This window comes from Nocardia amamiensis, from assembly GCF_015477605.1.
In the GTDB taxonomy this organism is placed as follows: domain Bacteria; phylum Actinomycetota; class Actinomycetes; order Mycobacteriales; family Mycobacteriaceae; genus Nocardia; species Nocardia amamiensis_A.
This window is the reverse complement of record NZ_JADLQX010000017.1, coordinates 89,109-108,058: the sequence shown is the minus strand read 5'-3', so window position 1 is coordinate 108,058 and position 18,950 is coordinate 89,109. Positions and strand designations below refer to the sequence as shown.

Annotated in this window: 24 protein-coding genes and 1 pseudogene; 13 read left to right on the top strand and 12 right to left on the bottom strand. The window is 66.7% G+C overall.

Translation table 11 applies throughout. The features are described 5' to 3' along the window. Nucleotides 1–15 precede the first annotated feature (15 nt). Nucleotides 16–906 carry a LysR family transcriptional regulator gene (locus IU459_RS22665; RefSeq protein WP_195131566.1) on the top strand — a complete coding sequence of 297 codons (891 nt, stop codon included), beginning with the start codon at nt 16–18 and terminating at the stop codon, nt 904–906. 229 nt (nt 907–1,135) lie between these two features. Beyond that, entirely contained in the window at nt 1,136–1,828 is a 693-nt protein-coding gene (locus tag IU459_RS22660) for a hypothetical protein (protein ID WP_195131565.1), read from the top strand. 129 nt (nt 1,829–1,957) lie between these two features. Here IU459_RS22660 and IU459_RS22655 read toward each other — a convergent pair whose 3' ends face one another. Continuing rightward, nucleotides 1,958–2,395, bottom strand: a complete 438-nt coding sequence (locus tag IU459_RS22655; RefSeq protein ID WP_195131564.1) for a MarR family winged helix-turn-helix transcriptional regulator — start codon at nt 2,393–2,395, stop codon at nt 1,958–1,960. Nucleotides 2,396–2,518: 123 nt separating this feature from the next. On the opposite strand from IU459_RS22655, the gene IU459_RS22650 reads away from it, so the two are divergent. After that, nucleotides 2,519–3,157, top strand: a complete 639-nt coding sequence (locus IU459_RS22650; protein WP_195131563.1) for a maleylpyruvate isomerase family mycothiol-dependent enzyme — start codon at nt 2,519–2,521, stop codon at nt 3,155–3,157. Nucleotides 3,158–3,324: 167 nt separating this feature from the next. After that, nucleotides 3,325–4,413, top strand: coding sequence for a CSLREA domain-containing protein (locus tag IU459_RS22645; RefSeq protein ID WP_195131562.1), 1,089 nt, complete (start codon nt 3,325–3,327; stop codon nt 4,411–4,413). Here IU459_RS22645 and IU459_RS22640 read toward each other — a convergent pair. From IU459_RS22640 to IU459_RS22625, 4 genes are all read right to left on the bottom strand, one after another. Next, nucleotides 4,410–5,069 (bottom strand): TetR/AcrR family transcriptional regulator, encoded by a 660-nt coding sequence (locus tag IU459_RS22640; RefSeq protein ID WP_195131561.1) that lies wholly within the window; start codon nt 5,067–5,069, stop codon nt 4,410–4,412. The genes IU459_RS22645 and IU459_RS22640 overlap by 4 nt on opposite strands. Before the next feature lie 122 nt (nt 5,070–5,191). Then, entirely contained in the window at nt 5,192–5,401 is a 210-nt protein-coding gene (locus IU459_RS22635) for a DUF397 domain-containing protein (RefSeq protein WP_195131560.1), read from the bottom strand. Between the two features lie 53 nt (nt 5,402–5,454). After that, nucleotides 5,455–5,661 carry a DUF397 domain-containing protein gene (locus tag IU459_RS22630; protein WP_195131559.1) on the bottom strand — a complete coding sequence of 69 codons (207 nt, stop codon included), beginning with the start codon at nt 5,659–5,661 and terminating at the stop codon, nt 5,455–5,457. Then, entirely contained in the window at nt 5,658–6,569 is a 912-nt protein-coding gene (locus IU459_RS22625) for a helix-turn-helix domain-containing protein (RefSeq protein WP_195131558.1), read from the bottom strand. The genes IU459_RS22630 and IU459_RS22625 overlap by 4 nt, the downstream gene beginning before the upstream one ends. Before the next feature lie 328 nt (nt 6,570–6,897). Here IU459_RS22625 and IU459_RS22620 point away from each other — a divergent pair, with 328 nt between their 5' ends. From IU459_RS22620 to IU459_RS38645, 3 genes are read left to right on the top strand one after another with little or no spacing between them, the layout of a single operon-like run. After that, entirely contained in the window at nt 6,898–7,284 is a 387-nt protein-coding gene (locus IU459_RS22620) for a hypothetical protein (protein WP_195131557.1), read from the top strand. Then, nucleotides 7,284–7,628, top strand: a complete 345-nt coding sequence (locus tag IU459_RS38650; RefSeq protein ID WP_228838333.1) for a hypothetical protein — start codon at nt 7,284–7,286, stop codon at nt 7,626–7,628. Before IU459_RS22620 ends, IU459_RS38650 begins: the two co-directional genes overlap by 1 nt. Further along, nucleotides 7,625–8,086 (top strand): DUF4254 domain-containing protein, encoded by a 462-nt coding sequence (locus tag IU459_RS38645; protein ID WP_324198988.1) that lies wholly within the window; start codon nt 7,625–7,627, stop codon nt 8,084–8,086. Before IU459_RS38650 ends, IU459_RS38645 begins: the two co-directional genes overlap by 4 nt. A gap of 69 nt (nt 8,087–8,155) precedes the next feature. On the opposite strand, the gene IU459_RS22610 is transcribed toward IU459_RS38645, so the two are convergent. Then, the gene (locus IU459_RS22610; RefSeq protein ID WP_228838332.1) at nt 8,156–9,031 is read right to left on the bottom strand and encodes an RNA polymerase sigma-70 factor; all 876 of its coding nucleotides are present in this window, start codon (nt 9,029–9,031) and stop codon (nt 8,156–8,158) included. 176 nt (nt 9,032–9,207) lie between these two features. Here IU459_RS22610 and IU459_RS22605 point away from each other — a divergent pair, with 176 nt between their 5' ends. Next, entirely contained in the window at nt 9,208–9,984 is a 777-nt protein-coding gene (locus IU459_RS22605) for an SDR family oxidoreductase (RefSeq protein WP_195131555.1), read from the top strand. A 90-nt stretch (nt 9,985–10,074) separates the two neighbouring features. Here the strand turns inward: IU459_RS22605 and IU459_RS22600 are convergent, their stop codons facing one another. Beyond that, nucleotides 10,075–10,491, bottom strand: coding sequence for a cytochrome c oxidase subunit 4 (locus IU459_RS22600; RefSeq protein WP_195131554.1), 417 nt, complete (start codon nt 10,489–10,491; stop codon nt 10,075–10,077). Nucleotides 10,492–10,505: 14 nt separating this feature from the next. Continuing rightward, a complete protein-coding gene (gene ctaC / locus IU459_RS22595) occupies nt 10,506–11,558 on the bottom strand; it encodes an aa3-type cytochrome oxidase subunit II (protein WP_195131638.1) in 1,053 nt (350 codons plus the stop codon). A gap of 403 nt (nt 11,559–11,961) precedes the next feature. Here ctaC and asnB point away from each other — a divergent pair, with 403 nt between their 5' ends. Further along, on the top strand, nt 11,962–13,905 hold the full coding sequence (gene asnB, locus IU459_RS22590) for an asparagine synthase (glutamine-hydrolyzing) (RefSeq protein ID WP_195131553.1): 1,944 nt from the start codon (nt 11,962–11,964) through the stop codon (nt 13,903–13,905). 159 nt (nt 13,906–14,064) lie between these two features. Here asnB and IU459_RS22585 read toward each other — a convergent pair whose 3' ends face one another. Both IU459_RS22585 and IU459_RS22580 read right to left on the bottom strand, forming a co-directional pair. Continuing rightward, the gene (locus tag IU459_RS22585; RefSeq protein WP_195131552.1) at nt 14,065–15,033 is read right to left on the bottom strand and encodes a carbohydrate kinase family protein; all 969 of its coding nucleotides are present in this window, start codon (nt 15,031–15,033) and stop codon (nt 14,065–14,067) included. A gap of 231 nt (nt 15,034–15,264) precedes the next feature. Continuing rightward, nucleotides 15,265–15,615: a HesB/IscA family protein gene (locus tag IU459_RS22580; RefSeq protein WP_039797033.1), complete on the bottom strand. Its 351-nt coding sequence runs from the start codon at nt 15,613–15,615 to the stop codon at nt 15,265–15,267. 198 nt (nt 15,616–15,813) lie between these two features. Between IU459_RS22580 and IU459_RS22575 the strand changes: the two genes are divergently transcribed. Further along, nucleotides 15,814–16,485: a DUF3043 domain-containing protein gene (locus IU459_RS22575; protein WP_195131551.1), complete on the top strand. Its 672-nt coding sequence runs from the start codon at nt 15,814–15,816 to the stop codon at nt 16,483–16,485. A 121-nt stretch (nt 16,486–16,606) separates the two neighbouring features. Here IU459_RS22575 and IU459_RS38640 read toward each other — a convergent pair. Beyond that, a pseudogene (locus IU459_RS38640) lies at nt 16,607–16,867 on the bottom strand (hypothetical protein); the annotation flags it as partial. After that, entirely contained in the window at nt 16,791–16,952 is a 162-nt protein-coding gene (locus IU459_RS22570; protein WP_195131550.1) for a hypothetical protein, read from the bottom strand. The pseudogene IU459_RS38640 and the gene IU459_RS22570, both read right to left, overlap by 77 nt. A gap of 86 nt (nt 16,953–17,038) precedes the next feature. Here IU459_RS22570 and IU459_RS22565 point away from each other — a divergent pair, with 86 nt between their 5' ends. The 3 genes from IU459_RS22565 to cobU all read left to right on the top strand — a co-directional run bounded on the left by IU459_RS22565 (nt 17,039) and on the right by cobU (nt 18,908). Further along, the gene (locus tag IU459_RS22565) at nt 17,039–18,019 is read left to right on the top strand and encodes a helix-turn-helix domain-containing protein (RefSeq protein WP_195131549.1); all 981 of its coding nucleotides are present in this window, start codon (nt 17,039–17,041) and stop codon (nt 18,017–18,019) included. Nucleotides 18,020–18,094: 75 nt separating this feature from the next. Further along, a complete protein-coding gene (locus tag IU459_RS22560; protein ID WP_195131548.1) occupies nt 18,095–18,304 on the top strand; it encodes a TOBE domain-containing protein in 210 nt (69 codons plus the stop codon). Between the two features lie 37 nt (nt 18,305–18,341). Next, nucleotides 18,342–18,908, top strand: coding sequence for a bifunctional adenosylcobinamide kinase/adenosylcobinamide-phosphate guanylyltransferase (gene cobU, locus IU459_RS22555; RefSeq protein ID WP_195131656.1), 567 nt, complete (start codon nt 18,342–18,344; stop codon nt 18,906–18,908). Nucleotides 18,909–18,950 lie beyond the last annotated feature (42 nt).

Below are 18,950 nucleotides of genomic sequence, written 5' to 3'. Positions count from 1 at the left end.
ATTCACGATTGATCTATGGAGCTTCAGCAGTTGCGCTACGTCGTCGCCGTCGCCGAGACGAACAGCTTCACCCGGGCGGCCGAACGATGCCTGGTGGTCCAGTCCGTCCTCAGTCACCAGATCGCGCGGCTGGAACGGGAACTGGGCGCGAAGCTGTTCGAGCGCACCAGCCGCCGGGTGCGGCTGACGCCGGCCGGTGCGGCGTTCCTCCCGGCCGCCCGCCAGTGCCTGGACGCCGCCGAGCGCGCGGCCGCCGAGGTCGCCGCGGCTGTCGGGGAAGTACGCGGACGGCTCGCCGTGGGCCTGATCCCTACCGTCGCCGCGGTCGACATCCCGGGCGCGCTGCGTGACTTCCGCCAGCGGTACCCGCACGTGCGCATCAGCTTGCGGGTGGGTGCGAGCGAAGACCTCACCGCGCAGGTCGAGCAGGGAGCCATCGACGTGGCCTTCCTCGGGCTGCCGACCACAGCGCGACCGCGCGGCGTCGCCGCCCACGAACTCGCCCGGGACCGACTCGTCGCCGTGGTCGCGCCGGATCATCAACTCGCCGACCGACCAACGGTCGACCTTCGCACGCTTTCTTCCGAGGTATTCGTGGACCTTCCGGCCGGGACAGCCGGACGTATCCAATCCGACCAAGCTTTCTCAGCCGCCGGTCTCGACCGTGACGTCGCCTTCGAAGTGACCACCGCGGACTACATCGCCCGACTCGTCCGTCCGGGCCTCGCCGTGGCCATGCTCCCCTCCGCCTACGCACCCCAGCTCGACGGCGTAGTCACCATCGAGGTCGCCGACGCCCCGGCCCGCGTCGAGTACGTCATCTGGAGCCGCGTCGGTCGCACGCCCGCGGCGACCGCCTTCCTCGCCGTTCTCGGCATCACGGCACCGGATCGACACGAGTCGTGAAGCAGGTGCGAAGTGGTCCCGGGGCCACTTCGCACTCACCTGGAGGCGAGGCTCGATCGCAGACCCCCACCGCGTCGGACCGCTTGTCCGCGTCGCGCGGCAAGGTGCCCCTTGCGTGTCGAGACCCGTGGATGGGGGTGTTTTGCCGTGGTCGTTAAGTGTCCAAATGGGGTTGCGGGGGTGACTTTGGTCTCTGCCGACGCCGTGCCATGCCTGGAACGCTGTCGGCATGAAGGGCGAATTCGTACTGGCGTCAGCCGCGACGGCCGGCGGGGCGGCACTCGTATACGCCCGGCTGGTGCGGCCCCGGCTCTGGCGTTGGGGCGCCAGCGACGAGGAAGTCGCCGGGCCGTTTCCCGGCGCGGAATGGGTTCCCGGCGGCGCACGCGGGGTGACGATGGCCGTCACGATAGGGGCGCCGCCAGATCGAGTCTGGCCCTGGCTAGTCCAGCTGGGCGGCGATCGCGCTGGCTGGTACTCATGGGATCACCTCGACAACGCCGGCGTGTCGAGTGCCCACGAGGTGCACCCTGAGTGGCAAGACCGCGCCGTCGGTGATCGCCTGAAGTTCCGAGCGCCGGGCATCGGGATCGTGGACTCCTACGAGATCGCGATCCTCGAACCGAATCGGTTTCTGGGACTGTACTGGTTGAGCGATCTTCAAGGCCACGTCCTGGACCCGAAACAACCCAGACCCGGGGCCTACATGGAAGGGCTGTGGTGCTTCCAGCTGAAAGAGCTCGAGGGCGGTAGAACGCGTCTGGTGATCGGCGGGTATCAGGCCACCCGACCCCGATGGTTGGAGCGGTTCTACAACTTCTGGGTCTACGTTCCGGTCGTCTGGATCATGCAGGCCCGCATGATGGCCGTGCTGAAGAGAAACGTCGAACGCGCGGCCCGGAATTCCTGTAGCCAGCGTTGACGCCGAATTGCGGTGACTGTCGTGAGAAATTGTCAAGGCCCGAACGGGTGCTTCAAGCGACCTCCGTTTCGGTTGATTGGCGCGGTTGCGCAGGCTTGACGTCGATGGGGCGTTCGATCGGCACATCGATCAGGCGTAGGGGTCGGTGATCTCCCTCAGCCGCGTCAGAGCCTCACGCAGATTCCGCATGCGTCGTGCACCGAGATGCGCGGCCCACTCGGCCTGGATGCCGTCGGCGATCTCGTTGGCGTAGTCGGCCATCCTGCGTCCCCGTTCCGACAGACGCACCAGACGGGCTCGACCGTCGCGCGGGTCCGGCATTCGTTCGACATAGCCCGCACGTTCGAGCTGATCGACCAGGAAACCGGCGGTCTGCTTGGTGACCTGCGCCTGCTCGGCCAACTCGGTGATCCGGCTACCCTCCGGCGCGATCCTGGCCGCCAAACGGCCTTGCGCCACACTGATATCGCCGTATCCCGCCTCGGCGAGCGCGGCGAAGATTCGCTCCTCCATGGATCGAAAGGCGATGAACATCAGCAGACCTGCGTTCATCTCGTCCTCGGACATCTCACCCCTTGACTTGGTAAGAGAAGCTGACCACACTAGTCAGTGTATCTTACTAAACTCAGATACGGTGGCCACCAGCCCGCGCTGGCACCGACATCGGCCGCCACTCCGATAGGGGTTGCCGTGGATCGCGAAACCTGTTGGCAGGTCATCGAGCAGCAGCGCCGTGCGATAGCCGATCTGCTCGCCGATCTGACACCACAGCAATGGGAGACGCCGTCGCTGTGCGCGGGCTGGCGCATCCGTGATGTGGCCGCCCATATCGCGATTACACCGGACCCGCCATCGCCGGCCGTGATGCTGGGTGCCGGACTGCGAGCCCGCGGCAACTACAACCGGTTCATCCACGATCTGACCATCCGGCACGCGAATCGCCCAGCGTCCGAGTTGGTTACGCAAATCCGCACGAACGCGGCCTCGCGGCGGTTACCGAAACTGACCAACTACCGCAACATCCTGTTCGACACCGTGGTCCACGGCCAGGACATCGCGATCCCGCTCGGCCGCAGCATCGCCGTCCCGCCCACCGCGGCCGCGGCGGCGGCCGACCGGGCCGTCCAGGTCGGGTGGCCAGTATGGGACCGTCACCGCCTGGACGGAATCCACCTGAGCGCAAACGACATCGACTGGGAATACGGAAACGGCAGCGAAATCCGCGGACCTATCACAGCCCTCCTGCTGCTGATCACCGGCCGCGCCGCCACGCTCGACCAGGTAACCGGAGACGGCATCGACAGGCTGATTCGCCAGTTGTCCCGATGACTGTCCGATCCCGATGCGGCCGCTGAAGCGAATCAGCAACTCCCGAGCGGATTTCCGGAATCACTACCAATGAGTAGCCACTCTGCGACATAGTGGTAGACGCTCGCGTACCCCACTCGAACGCGGGCGTACCTTACTCCATGTTCGTGAATTGGATCAGAGACTTCATGAGGACGAACTCATCTCACACGGCGGCCCGCGCCGTCGCCATCACAGCCTTGATCGTTGGGACCGCAGGCGGATTCCCCGCAGCGGCCTACGCCGACGCGCCCGGTTCTCCAACGGTGATCACCGTCAACACCACGGCAGACGGCGTCGCGGCCGATCCACAAAGCGGCCTGTGCCGTACGGCCGCCGGCACCTGCACACTGCGCGCCGCAGTTCAGACGGCCAATGCCCGGCCGGGCAGCACAGTCGTGGTGCCCGAGGGCCGCTACATCTTGACGATCCCTCCCGATCCACAGAAAGTGCAGGGCCGCAACCCGGATCCCACCACGGGAGACCTGAACCTCACCGCGCCGACAACGCTGCGTGGCGCGGGCCGCGACCAGACAGTGCTGGATGCCAATGGGATCGACCGGGTGCTCAGTATCTCCGTGCCCGTGACGTTGACCGGATTGACCGTGACGGGCGGAATCACCGCGCAACACGAGATCCCGTACTACGACACCGGCGGCGGCGGAATCTCCAATTCGTCGAACCTCGTACTCGAGGATGTCGTGGTCCGGGGCAACAGCGCCGGGTACGGCGGCGGGATCTTCAACGTGCCGGGGTCGGACCTGCGGACGAGAAACACGACCATCACCGGCAACACCTCCGGCGAGGCGGGCGGCGTGCGATGCGATAACACCTGCACCTTCACCGACTCCACGATCTCCGACAACCGCGTGGTCAATCCCGGAGTGTGGTACCGCCCAGGCGGATTCGCCGGACGCGGCGGCGGCGTGGACGTCCGTGGCCGGGGTGTGGTCACTTTCGATCGTGCGACCATCACCGGAAACAGTGCCTCGGACGCGGGCGGCGGCATCAACGTGGCGCCCGCCTACCTCGACACCCTCCCCCGCCAGGTGACCGACGTGGTCAATGTCCCGGTGGGCACCGTGGTATTGCGGAACTCCACCATCACAGGAAACACCTCCGGTAACGCTCGGGCCAACTGCGCGAAGGTGTTCGCGAGGATTGTCTCCGAAGGCGGCAACACCAGCGACGACGCTTCCTGCGACCTCACCGGGCCAGGCGACAAAGTCGTGCCCTAGTCGGCACGCGTTGCCAGCCCGAGCAGCGCGCGGTGGATGTACAGCACGGTGTCCTCGAGCCCGAGCAAGTCACCTCCGGCGCGCAGGGTTCGGCGGACGGCCCCGTTGGTCGCATCGGTCACCGCCACATACGCGTCATCCGGCACCGATGGATCGACGGGGCCTGCCGCTTCACGCCATGATCGAATGAATCCGGCAAACCAGCGTTGGCATCGCTCGAACGACTCGATCGCGCGCGCCCCGGCCACGGCCGTCTCCAGATAGAACGAGCGGGCGAACGACGGTTCGTCACGCAACAGGGTGAGATACTCGCGAATTCCGAGCCGCAAAGCCTCGAGCGGTTCCACCGGTTCGGCGAACACCTGCCTCATCACCTGCTCCAGATGCTCGATCATCAGATCCCGCCCCGTCTCGGCGGCGGCGAGGAAGCACGCTTCCTTATCCGCGAAGTGCTGGTAGAACGTCCGACGCGAAACCTTCGCCTCCGCAGCGATATCCGCAATCGTCACAGCGAGATAGCCGCGATCCGCGATGACAACCGTCACCCCATACAAAAGCCGCTGCCGCTGCGACCCGGTCACCAGCTCACGCGCAAGACCGTGCGGCCCGTGCGGCAACTCCGTCAGAGTCGGCTCCAGCAACTTCTTACGTCCCACTCGGACCTTCATATCAGGCGCGCCCCTGGCGGGATGAGCCGGTTTGATCGGGCAAACAGAATGAGACCCCGGCCCGCACGCACGGACCGGGGTTTCGATCGTCTCAGTGTTCCTGGTAGACGTCAGGCGGGATGGCAGAAACCGCCATCGATGACTCCCGCCGTGAACGCATCCCACTCGCCGGGCGTGAAGACCAGCGCTGGGCCCGCTGGGGTCTTCGAGTCACGAACGCCGACGCCACCCCCACCAAGCCACGCCACCTCGACGCAGTCGGTCTGGCCGCCGCTGTAGCTGCTCTTGCACCAAACAGCCTCGTACGCATCAACACTCATGCTCGCACCTGGGCCTTCAATCGGAGCGAGTTACGCGGTCAACCCACGCGGGGTCAGGGCCGCTTGAACTCGCCGTCGTTCATGCCTGCGGTGAAAGCGTCCCACTCCCCCGGGGTGAAGACCAGCGCGGGACCGGTCGGGTTCTTCGAGTCACGAATGCCGACTCCGCCGCCTGGCAGCCACGCAACCTCTACGCACTGCCCTCCTGACTCGCTGTAGCTGCTCTTGAACCACTCTGCCCCGGATAGGACAACGCTCACTGCTCATACTCCTTCGTCACCCGACGTATCAGTTCTCGGGTTCTCACTTCATCCAAGCAAGTACCGCGGATGTCTGAGGCAAGCCCACTGTAGAGCTGGACCTCCTCCGGCTTCTCAAGGTACACATCGGCAGATGGACCTCCTTCGAGATAAACGATCGGGGGCTCGACAGGCTTGCCTCTGGCGTTCGTGTCGAACTCCATGATGCTGAATGGGCCGTGCAGGATGCCCCAGGTCATTCCAGCTTCGTACGGCTGAATCCGCACCGTGACGTTGGGCAGCTTGCTGACCTCGGCCAAGTGTCGGAGCTGTGCGGACATTACCTTGGGGCCGCCTATGTTTCGGCGCAGCGCGGACTCGTGCAGCAGCAGCTCCAACCTCAGCGGGCTCCTATTGCGCGTGATTATGGCTTGCCTTTTCATACGCAATTCGACGCGCCGGTTGATCTCCTCCGGGTCGACACCTCGATAGAACGCCGAAATCAGCGCGCGCGCGTAGTCGGGCGTCTGAAGGAGACCCGGAACCTGTTCGTGATATTGCGTCAATCGCCGCGCCGACGGCTCCAATCCGAGATACATGTTGAACGCGGTGGAGAACAGGCCCCCGTAAGCGTGATACCAACTCTGTGTCTTGGCGAGATCCGCGAGGTCTATCGCGCGCTGAGTGTCTTCTGGACTGACGCCATAGAGCTCGCACAGAGCGCGCACGTCTTGCTTGCGGACCTTCTGAGTTTGGCCGGTCTCGATGCGCTGGAGGGCGGGTGGGGATAGGTCGACCAGCTTCGCCGCAGCGGCGAGGGTGAACCCGCTTGCCTCGCGGGACTCGCGCAGAAAACGCCCGAGTTGGCGCCTCGGCAATGTCGAGCTTGGTCCGGCGTCGATGGTGTCATCGTCAATACCGCTGGTCATGGCCTCCCCTTCATCGCGGAATCGGATCGGATCACACACGAAATCGGGTCAGTTCTACTGCACTGTCGGATGGCTACGTGCAGTTTCGGATGAATTGCTGTCGGACATCCGATTTCCCTGAATCCGATCGGTCACTGGTGGTGTGCTTGGTCATGGCGTTCGAGTGACACCGCAAGTTCGTAGCCGAACTCCAGGCTTGCGGGAGCCACAACAGCTGGAGCTATCCCCCAGGTTGGCTCCCATGGAACAAGACCAGCGGATGTAGCGAATTCATGCCGGTTGCCCGGGCGCCCAAGTATCAACCCACCGACCGAGTTCCGGGGGAACCATGACCTACACCCACATCATCAAACCACCGCCCACTGACAGCATCGCGCCCTCAACGACCCACCGACCGAAAGCCATTGGGTTCGTGCGCGGCGACGTATCCGGGTTGCACGCCCCGCACCATGCCAACGAGGTGCAGCGGCACGCCCGCACGTTGGGCTACCAGTACGTGTACACGGTCCGTCCACCAGCCGACGAGCGCGATCCGATCCGGTACGCGCTCGGCATGGCCGCTGGGCTCGGCGTCGAGATCATCGTCGTGTTCGACCTGGAGCACGTGAACAACCAGCCCGCGCTGATCTGCGACGAAGGCTATGACCTGGAAACCATTTGCCCGCATAGCACTTGGACGCGATCGGCTTCCGATGTCGAGGTCGGAGCCGCGTGATGAACGAAGTCACTCTCGTCACCCCGCCGAGCATCTGCGGCCTCGCCGACATCGAGTTGGCGCACCGGCAAATGCAGCGGCATCGCACTTGCCGGATTGATCGCTGCGCATGGAAGTGGATCGCGTACTGCACCCTCGTCCACTACGGCCGCGTCAAGCCACCGGAATTGAGCCCACGCGAACGGGCATACCTGCGCGGAATCGCTTTCCCCGCCGACAACGGCGACCACGGACCACGTCCGGACGGCATGCCGAAAGCCCGGACGTTTCAACAGGTCCTCGACGGGCTCAGCGCCCTGGCACGCGACATGCGCCACCCATCCGACGAAGGGAGCGATCGGTGAAGGAGACCAAACCACTCCTGCCTTCGAAAAACCTTGTGCTCGAGGCGTGCACAGGCAACATCCGGCACCCCAATCCAGTCCTCGAGACGGCGTATGAACTGGCCGCGCTACACGAAGCACGCTTGGACACCCCGTATCCGGCACGGCAGGAAATCGACTTCCATCGCACGAGGCTGACTCGATCCATAGACCGCTGGGTCGCGTCCGCGCTGCCGCAGGCATCGGGCGCGGCATACATGCACACCGAGACGGTCGGCGCGGTGGTCGACCGCCTCGCGAGGTACTCGGTACTTGCCCACACCGCGTTGAACCGCGACCCACAGCAGCCGCAAATCCACTACGTATGGCAGCAACTCGCCGAACTCGCACTCGGCTACGGCGATCTGTCCTTCGAACTGACCGCGGGCACCCGCCGCCTACCGAATCTCGTTGTACCGCAATCGGGTAACCGAGCATGACGCCTCGAGAGCGATCGGGACTTCGGCACTCCAGCGTCACCTGTCCGTCGGTGGTGGCTTTTCGGGGGCTCAGCGGGTCACAGGAGTCTCCCGCTGCATGTACGACAGCTTCTCGGGGTTGCGCACGGCGTAGAACCCGGTGATGAGGCCGGCGTCGACCCGTACCGCCACGACGGTGTCGATCTGCCCGTTGTACCGGACGATCAGCGCAGGGTAGCCGTTGACGTGCGCGGACTCGAGTGATGCTGCGGCGATCTTGCTCAGCACGCCGACCACGCGGTCGGCGCCCACGACCGGCGCCAAGGCGGCCTGCGCGAGCCCGCCACCGTCGGTGAGGAGAACGACGTCAGGTGCGAGCCTGTCGAGTAGTCCTTGCAGGTCACCGGTTTCGATCGCTCGTTGGAACGCGGCGAGCACGTCTCGGGACTCGGCGGGGGAGACGAGTGCGCGCGGTCGGCGCGCGGCGACGTGCGCGCGTGCCCGGTGGGCGATCTGGCGGACTGCGGCCGGGCTCTTGTCGACGGCTTGGGCGATCTCGTCGTAGGACAGGTCGAAGACGTCGCGGAGCACGAATACTGCCCGCGCGGTCGGTGCGAGCGTTTCCAGCACGAGCAGCATCGCCATGGACACGCTCTCGGCGAGCTCGACGTCGTCGGCGACGTCGGGCGCGGTGAGCAAGGGTTCGGGCAGCCAGGGGCCGATGTAGGACTCCTTGCGGCGGCCGCGGGTGCGCAGCTGCATCAGCGCTCGGCGGGTGACGATCCGGACCAGGTACGCGCGCTGGTCCTGCACGGTGTCGAGGTCGACGTCGGCCCAGCACAACCACGTCTCCTGCAGGGCGTCCTCGGCGTCGGCGGCCGAGCCGAGCAACTCGTAGGCGACGGTGAACAGCAGATTGCGGTGGGCGACGAACGCCTGCGTGGCGCGGTCCATGGGCTTGCTCATGAGCGGATCCTGTCTGTTCGTTCCACTTCGGCACATGCACTGGATGCCGGCTCGGCCCGTTCTGTGACAGCCACAGCCGATGGCGTACGTCACATCGTCGCTCTGTCACGCGAACGCGGTCATCGGCATCTGGTGTTCGTTCGAAACACACAGCTCCCACAAGTGAGGACGAAGCCATGACAACTGGCGAACAGCACACCTCGGACCGGAAGATCGCGCTGGTGACCGGGGCGAACAAGGGCATAGGGCGTGCGGCTGCCGAGCAACTGGCCGCGCTGGGCATGACTGTCCTGATCGGTGCCAGGGACCCGCGGCGAGGCGAGGAGGTTGCTGCGGCGCTACGCGGTGCGGGCAGCGACGCGCATGCGGTCACGCTGGACGTCACCGACCTGACCACCATCCAGCACGTCGCCGAGCAGATCGAGGACCGCTTCGGCCACCTCGACATCCTGATCAACAATGCCGGTATCACCGGCTCCGGGCAGGTCGATCCGCGGGAGGCCTACGATCAGGTCCCCAGCACCGTCGACCTGACCATGGTCCGCACGGTGTTCGAGACCAACGTTTTCGGGGTGATCGCGGTGACCAACGCCATGCTGCCGCTGCTGCGGCGGTCGCTGGCGCCGCGCATCGTCAACGTCAGCTCGCACGCCACGTCGCTGACCCTCGCCAGCGACCCGGACGGGCCCTTCGCCGCGCTCCTGCCGTCGGCCGCGTACAGCCCGTCCAAATCCGCGCTGACAGCGCTGACCGTGCAGTACGCCAACGAGCTGCGCAAGGACGGATTCCTCGTCAACGCCGCCTGCCCCGGCTACGTCGACACCGACAGCAACAACCACACCGGGTTCCTCACACCCGCGCAAGGCGCCGCCGTGTTGGTGCGCCTGGCCACACTCGGCCCGGACGGTCCGACCGCCGGACTCTTCGCCGAGGAGGGTCCGGTGCCGTGGTGATGGCCGTAGACAACTGAGCCGCCTGTTCACCCGCACACACGAAACGGCCCCACCAAGATTTCTGGTGGGGCCGTTCCAGTGGTACCGGGATCAGTGCTTCTCGGGCCCGAGGTAGTACTCGAACACCAGCCCGGCGGCGGCGGCCAGGACGCAGACCACGCCGATGCCGATCAGCCAGAACTGGAAGAACGCCAGGCCGATGGCGGTCACCGAACCGGCGGCGGCCAGGGTGATCGGCCAGAAGCTGCCGGGCGAGAAGAAGCCCAGGTCGCCGGCGCCGTCCACGATCTCGGCGTCCTCGTAGTCCTCCGGGCGCAGGTCCAGGCGGCGGGCGACGAACCGGAAGTAAGTGCCGATGATCAGTGAGAGGCCCGCGGTCAGCACCATGGCCGTGGTGCCCGCCCACTCGACGCCGCTGCGCGACTGGGAGGTGAAGAAGCCGTAGACCGCCGCCACGATGATGAAGAACACCGTGAGCAGTTCGAAAATCCGCGCTTCGATCTTCATGTCAGATCAATTCCTCACTTGCTCTCGGCCGGGGCCGCGCTCTTGACGTCACGCTTGGTGTTGAACGGCTCGGTGGAGGTGGCGACGGGGGACTCACCGATGGACTCGAGCGCCTCGGCATTCGTCTTGCCCGCCTGGCGCGCGTCCAGGTACTTGGTGAACTTCTCCGGCGACACCGCACGGACCTCGAAGTTCATCATCGAGTGGAAGGTGCCGCACATCTCGGCGCAGCGGCCGACGAACGCGCCTTCCTTCTCGATCTTGGTGATCTGGAAGACGTTGTCGGAGTTGTTCTCCTTCGGGTTCGGCATCACGTCGCGCTTGAACAGGAACTCCGGCACCCAGAAGGCGTGGATCACGTCCGCGGCGGCGAGCTGGAACTCGATGACCTTGCCGGTGGGCAGCACCAGGACCGGGATCTCGTTGCTGGAGCCGATCGTCTCGACCTTGTCGTAGTGCAGGTAGGACAGGATGTCGTTCTCCGGCTTGCCGTGCACCGGGCCCGGCCGCGGGTGACCGCCCTCGGTCCGCTCCTCGTACGCCTCGAGCTGCTCCTGGCTCAGCGCCTCACGCGTGGTGTCGATGCCGTTGTACTTGTAGCCGTCCTTGAAGTCGACGTTGCGGTAGCCGAACTTCCAGTTCCACTGGAAGGCGGTCACGTCGACCGTGACGTCGGGGTTGCTCACCTTCTCGTGCACGTAGTTCTGCACGACCACGGTGAAGTAGAACAGCACGGCGATGATGACGAACGGGATCGCCGTGTAGGTCAGCTCCAGCGGCACGTTGTAACCGGTCTGGCGCGGGAACTCCGGCGAGTCCGCCTTCTTGCGGTGGAAGGCGACGGTCCAGAAGGTCAGGCCCCAGACCAGCACACCCATCGCCAGCGCGGCGATGACCGACCAGGTCCACAGTTCCCGCATCCGGGTGGCCTGCGGCGTGACACCCGAGGGCCAGCCGAACCGCAGCCAAACATTGTCGATCGAGCAGCCCGAGACGAGCAGCGCGGTGATCCCCAAGGACACCGCCAGCCCGGCCCGCCGAAGGATGCGGCCCTGCCGACCCTTCACGGGTCGTGCCCCGATCTCTTCGCTCGCCTTGTGCGCCACGCTCACGCCTTCCTGGTCGCCACACATTCCGACAGTGCATCGCCGGGGCTGCGATCGGCCCCGACGATACGTCCTAAGCTCGTTCAGGACACCCTCCGGGCCTGCGCGTTCACACGCGGGTCGCCTGAGAGAGACCTGAGTACTACGCAGCGTAGACCAAACGGACGCCCCGTTTGTCGTCGGGTCGGCTTCGACACCTCCCCGCCCACGGCCGGATCACCTTTACCAGCGCTTCCGGCCGGGACGTGGTGCGCACGACGCGCGAAGGCGCCATCTGGGGCATACTCGGACACTGGATTTCGTCCCCTTGCGCTCCGTCCGGTGAGCGCGTATCCCGACTGCGAGAAACGAGGTTGCCGACGCCGTGTGTGGACTGCTCGGATTCCTGGCATCTGACGAGGCAGCACCTGGCACGGTGGAGCAGGTCTACGAAGCCTTGCACTGCGTGCGCCACCGCGGCCCGGATGAGCGCGGCACCTGGCACGACGAGCGCCTGATCTTCGGCTTCAACCGCCTGTCGATCATCGATATCGAGCACTCCCATCAGCCGCTGCGCTGGGGCCCGCCCGAGCAGCCCGAGCGCTACGCGCTCACCTTCAACGGCGAGATCTACAACTACCTGGAGCTGCGGGCGGAGATCGCCGAGGCGCACGCCGCCGAGTTCCCGGACGGCAAGATCTTCCGGACCGAGGGCGACAGCGAGGCGATCGTCGCGGCCTTCCACTACTGGGGACCGGAGGCGGTGCGGCGGCTGCGCGGCATGTTCGCCTTCGCGATCTGGGACACCGAGACCGAGGAGCTGTTCCTCGCCCGCGACCCGTTCGGCATCAAGCCGCTGTTCCTGGCCACCGGGCCGGGCGGAACGGCGTTCGGCAGCGAGAAGAAGAGCCTGCTGGAACTGCTGCCCGCGCTGGAGCTGAGCGACGCGCTGGACCCGCGGGCGCTGGAGCACTACACGGTGCTGCAGTACGTGCCGGAGCCGGAGACGCTGCACAAGGACGTGCGCAGGCTCGAATCGGGCAGCTACGCCACCGTTCGGCCGGGCGCGGCGCCGGCGATCACCCGGTACTTCACGCCGAAGTTCCCGGTGCGTCCGTTCGCCCCCGGTTCCGCCGCAGCGCGCTACCGGGAGATCGCCGAGGCGCTGGAGGACTCCGTCGCCAAGCACATGCGCGCCGATGTGACCGTCGGCTCGTTCCTGTCCGGCGGCATCGACTCCACGGCGGTGGCCGCGCTGGCCATGCGGCACAACCCGAAGCTGATCACCTTCACCACCGGGTTCGAACGCGAGGGCTACTCCGAGGTCGACGTGGCCGCCGAGAGCGCCGAGGCGATCGGCGCGCGGCACGTCGTCAAGGTGGTCTCCCCCGCCGAGTTCGCCCAGGCGATTCCCGAGATCGTCTGGTACCTGGACGACCCGGTCGCCGACCCGGCGCTGGTCCCGCTGTACTTCGTCGCCAAGGAGGCCCGCAAGCACGTCAAGGTGGTGCTCTCCGGCGAGGGCGCCGACGAGCTGTTCGGCGGCTACACCATCTACCGGGAACCATTGTCGCTGAAGCCCTTCGAGAGACTGCCCCGCGGGCTGCGCAGGCTGGCGGGCAAGCTCTCGGAACGGATCCCGGAAGGCACCAGGGGCAAGAGCCTACTGCACCGCGGCTCGCTTACCCTGGAGGAGCGCTACTACGGCAACGCCCGCAGCTTCAACGACGCCCAGCTGCGCGCCGTGCTGCGCGAGTTCCGGCCCGAATGGACCCACCAGGACGTCACCGCGCCGCTGTACGCGCAGTCGCGCGGCTGGGACCCGGTCGCCCGCATGCAGCACCTGGACCTGTTCACCTGGCTGCGCGGCGACATCCTGGTCAAGGCCGACAAGATGACCATGGCCAACTCGCTGGAGCTGCGCGTGCCGTTCCTGGACGCCGAGGTGCTGAAGGTGGCCGAGGGGCTGCCGTTCGACCAGAAGATCACCAAGGAGACCACCAAGTACGCGCTGCGCCAGGCGCTGGAGGGCATCGTCCCGCCGCACGTGCTGCACCGCGCCAAGCTGGGCTTCCCGGTTCCGCTGCGGCACTGGCTGCGCGGCACGGAACTCTACGACTGGGCTCAGCAGCAGATCGCCGAGTCGCAGACCGACCATCTGCTGAACAAGTCCGCGATCAGCGAGATGCTGGTCGCCCACCGCGCCGGCAACGCCGATCACAGCCGCAGGCTGTGGACCCTGCTGGTGTTCATGGTGTGGCACGGCATCTTCGTAGAAGAACGGATCAAGCCGGAGATCCAGGAGCCGGTGTACCCGGTCTCGCTGTAGTTGCCCGCCTTCCGGATCTGGGGGCCGTCCCAGTCGGACGGCCCTGCGCCGGGTATGCCGCCAAGCCCATAACGCAACAGCCACCCGGGGGACCCGCCGTCATCGACGGCGAGTCACCCGAGACTGGTACGGCCTGGACACCCGGAGCGGCGGAACAGCCTAGAGCAGGGGCTTGATCTCGGCCGCGGCCTCGACGCCGTACGCCTTGGTGAGGCGCTCCAGGGCGTCGTCCTTGTTCAGGGTCCACTCCTGGGTGCCCATGGTCTCCAGTACCAGCACGGCGATCAGCGAGCCGAGCTGCGCGGCGCGTTCCAGGCTGAGCCCGGCGGTGTGGCCGGTGAGGAAGCCCGCGCGGAAGGCATCGCCGACGCCGGTCGGCTCCACTTTCTCGAGCTCGGGCACCACGCCGACGGTCACCTCGGTGCCGTCGGCATCGATGATCCGCACCCCGTCCGGGCCCAGCGTGGTGACGCGGATACCGACCTTCTGCCCGACCTCTTCCTCGCTCAGGCCGGTCTTCTGCAGCAGCAGCGCCCACTCGTACTTATTGGTGAAAAGGTATGCGGCGCCGTCGATCAGCTGCACGGACTGGTCGCCGTCCAGCCGGGCCAGCTGCTGGGACGGATCGGCGGCGAACGGGATGCCGAGCTCCCTGCACTCCGCGGTGTGGCGCAGCATCGCCTCGGGGTCGTTCGCGCCGACCAGGACCAGGTCGAGTTCCCGCGTCTCGGCGAGCGCGGCGATGGAGATATCGCGGGCCTCGCTCATCGCGCCCGGGTAGAACGACGCGATCTGGGCCATGTCGTCGTCGGTGGTGCACACGAAGCGGGCGGTGTGCGCGCGATCGGAGATCAGCACGGCGGAGCAGTCCACCCCGCGCGATTCCAGCCACGCCCGGTACTCGGCGAAATCCGCGCCCACGGCGCCGACCAGCAGGGGTTCGCGGTTGAGCAGGCCCATGGCGTAGGCGATGTTGCCGCCCACACCGCCGCGACGGATCTGCAGATCGTCGACGAGGAAGCTCAGCGACACATGGTCGAGCTGATCGGCCAGCAGTACGTCGGCGAACCGTCCGGGAAAACGCATGAGGTGGTCGGTCGCAATGGACGCGGAAACGGCGATGGACACGTGGCTGAGCCCTTCAACGGTAGGCGGCAGGCGGTCAAGACCGGACGCGCGTCCCGTTTCAGGGACGCGAGCCCAGTTTTACCGTAGCTGATCTTCCCCGCCTCTCCGGGCACTCAGGCCGTACCAGTCGAGCGGCGTGGGTTTGCGTTCAGGTCCCGCCTTCGGTGCCGCCTCGGTTTCGGGCGTTCCCGGCGAGTTTGCCCCCGGCGCGCGGCCGCGCCGGGACTTCGCTCAGTTGAAGGAGTCGCCGCAGGCGCAGGAGCCGGTGGCGTTCGGGTTGTCGATGGTGAAGCCCTGCTTCTCGATGGTGTCGACGAAGTCGATCGAGGCGCCCTGCACGTACGGAGCGCTCATCCGGTCGACGGCCAACGTGACCCCACCGAAGTCGACGGTCAGGTCGCCGTCGAGCGAACGGTCGTCGAAGAACAGCTGGTAGCGCAGGCCGGCGCAACCACCCGGCTGCACCGCGATCCGCAGCGCCAGGTCGTCGCGACCCTCCTGGTCCAGCAGTGCCTTCGCCTTCGCCGCGGCGGCGTCGGTCAGAGTCACACCGTGGGTGGCGGTCTCGTTCTGCACAGTCATGAACTCTCCTCGAGGAACCTGTGGTCAACCCGTGAACAGCGCACGGGTCGTGTCGGGTCAACACCACTCGGCCGGCTGCTATTCCCCCATCTTGCCACCACCCGGCTCGACGCGGCACGCAACCTCCGTGACCCCGCACACTCCCGGCGAATCGGACCGCATTTCTCGCCGCGCAGCACATCGAATAGCCTGGTCGCTGTGAAATTGTTCCGTCGCGGCGAGTCCAGCACCACCGACGCGACCGCCGAATCGACGGTGGTCACGGACGGCGGCTCGGCCGCAGGTACCACCAGCAAGGCGCCGACGGCTACCGCCGGCAAAGGCCGTCCCACACCGAAACGCCGTGACGCGCAAGGCAAGCGCCGCGGCCCGGTGGCACCCGCTCCGCTTACCGCGAAGGAGGCCCGCGCCCGGCGCAAGGCCGTGCGTGGCAGCAAGGAAGAGCGCAAGGCCGCCGCTGCCGACCGGCGCGCCGCCGCCCAGGACCGGCGCGCCCGCATGCTCGCGGGCGAGGACAAGTATCTGTTGCCTCGCGACCAAGGGCCGGTACGGGCGTTCGTCCGCGACATCGTCGACGCCCGGCGCAACCTGGTCGGCTTGTTCATGCCGATGGCGCTGGTGCTGATCCTGTCGATGTTCGTCGCGCCCGCGCTGCAGACCATCGTCACGCTGGCCATGCTGGTGATGATGTTGTTCATGGCCATCGAGGGCGTTCTGCTCGGCCGGGTCGTGAACAACCGGGTCAAGGAGCGGTTCCCGGATGCCACCGACACCGGCTACCGGCTGGGCTGGTACGCCTTCGTGCGCGCTTCCCAGATCCGCAAGATGCGTGCGCCGAAGCCGCGGGTCGGCCCGGGCGACGCCGTGTGATTTTTGCAATGCTCGGCCTCGCTGCGCCCGGAAACGGCGATTGGGCCGAGTGGCCGCGCTGATGACCGTAGGACCGACGTGCCCACTGCCGTTCCCTGATCGGTCGCATCGGCGACGTGGTCTGGGTGTCGCTCACGGGAATCTTGCCGCAGGGGAAGATCGGCACGCCGCGCCATGCGGGCACCCGGTGCGCGTCGACCTCGCGATTGCCCGCGCGATGACTACCGCTGGCGACTTCGTGGATGCGCCGGATTCGGCCACTGCTGTATCGCGCGTAGCCCGAGAATACGAGCGCTTTACCGGGATCAGCGGTGGTGGGCGGTACGGCCCAGCATCGCCGCCAGTTCGGAATGGACCCGCTCGGCGTCGCGGTCGATGACATCGGAGGAGCCCGCGCGGCCCGTGCTGTGGGCGATCAGTGCGGCGACGGCCACGATGACCGCCAGGGAAACGAGGAAAGTAACCATGGCAGTAATTTTGCGGTCAGTGATTTACCGCCGAAAGTGGCCGTGCAGACAATGTTCGCAAAAATACGGCCAGTAGACTGACGGGCATGCTGTCGAAGGTCGCGGTGGTGCTGTCCGAGCGGATGGCCATGTTCGAATTCGGGGTCATCTGTGAGGTTTTCGGCCTCGACCGCACCGCGGACGGGCTGCCCGCCTTCGACTTCCGGGTGTGCGGCGCCGAGCCGGGAGTTCCGCTGACCTCCACCAGTCCGGGCATCTCGGTCACGCCGGAGTACGGGCTCGACGAGCTGGCCAAGGCCGATCTGGTCGCCATCTCCGCCGCCGCGGCCGACGGCGGATTCGACCCGCGCGTCGTCGCGGCCGTCCGAGACGCGGCGGCGTCCGGCGCCACCGTGCTCACTGTCTGCTCGGGAGCCTTCCTCGCCGGAGCCGCCGGGCTGCTCGACGGGCGCAAGTGCACCACGCACTGGCGTTACGTGGAGAAACTCGCCGCCGACTACCCCGAGGCCACCGTCGACCCGGACGTGCTGTTCGTCGACGAGGGCGATCTGATCACCAGCGCGGGCACCGCGGCGGGAATCGATGCCTGCCTGCACCTGGTGCGGCGCGAACTCGGCAGCGGCGTCGCCAACGCGATCGCGCGGCGCATGGTGGTGCCGCCGCAGCGCGACGGCGGGCAGCGTCAGTTCATCGAACGCCCGGTCGCCGCGTGCACCTCCGACAGCCTCATCCCGATCCTGGAGTGGATGAACGAACATCTCGACCTGCCGCACACTGTCGAGGAACTGGCTGCCCGCGCCAACATGTCCACCCGCACCTTCGCCCGCCGCTTCGCCGCCGAGACCGGAACCACCCCGGTGAAATGGCTCACCAACCAGCGCGTCCTGCTCGCCAAACAACTGCTGGAGGAAAGCGGCCTCGGCCTGGAACACATCGCCGCCCGCTCCGGCTTCGGCTCCGGCGCCCTCCTGCGCCACCACTTCCAACGCCTGGTCGGCATCGCCCCCACCGAGTACCGCCGCCGCTTCGGCAGGAGCACGGATGCCGAGACGGAGCCATCAGCCTGAGCTCCCGGAGAGCGAACCGACACCGGGCTCCCGCACCTCCGATAAATCGGCACCCCCGCTCCGTAGGATCGCGGCATGCGACTATCCACACGTAACCAACTGCATGGAACAGTCGTCTCGGTCACCCGCGGCGAGGCGATGGCCGTCGTGCGCGTCCGCCTGACCGGCGGTGATGAGATCACCTCGTCGATCACCCGCGACGCCGCCGACGACCTGCAACTCGCCGACGGTTCCCCGGTCACAGTCCTCATCAAATCCACCGAAGTCACCCTCGGGGTCGACTGAGACCTCACCTTGCCATCCGATTGATACGGTGCCAGCCGTGTCGCATAGTTTCTCGCCCGCCGCGGCGCGCCGCATCCTCGTCCTCGGCGGCGCGCGGTCCGGGAAGTCGGCATTCGCCGAGAAACTCGCGGGCGAGGGCGGCGAGACCGTGCGCTATCTCGCCACCGCGGTGCCCGACCCGGAAGACCACGATTTCGCCGACCGAATCGCCCAGCACCGCAGCCGACGGCCCGCGAGCTGGTCGACCGTCGAAAGTGCCGATCCGGCAACGGTTCTCGCCGAATCCACGGTGCCGTCGAACCCATCGTCCGTCACGCTCATCGACGACATCGGCACCTGGCTGACCGCCCGCATCGATGCGCGGGAGGCGTGGGAGGCGCCGCGCGGCACGATCTCCCCCGACACCGACGCCCTCGTCGCGGCGGTCGCCGCATACCAGGGCACGCTCGTGATCGTGACGCCAGAGGTCGGCATGGGCGTCATCCCCGCGACTCGCTCCGGCCGCCTGTTCCGCGACGAGATCGGCATTCTCAATCAACGCCTGGCCCAGGCCTGCGACGAAGCCTACTTCGTTGTCGCCGGTCTCCCGCTCCGCCTGAAATAGCCCATTTCGGCGCAGGCACGCCCTTCGCCGCCGTCGACAACC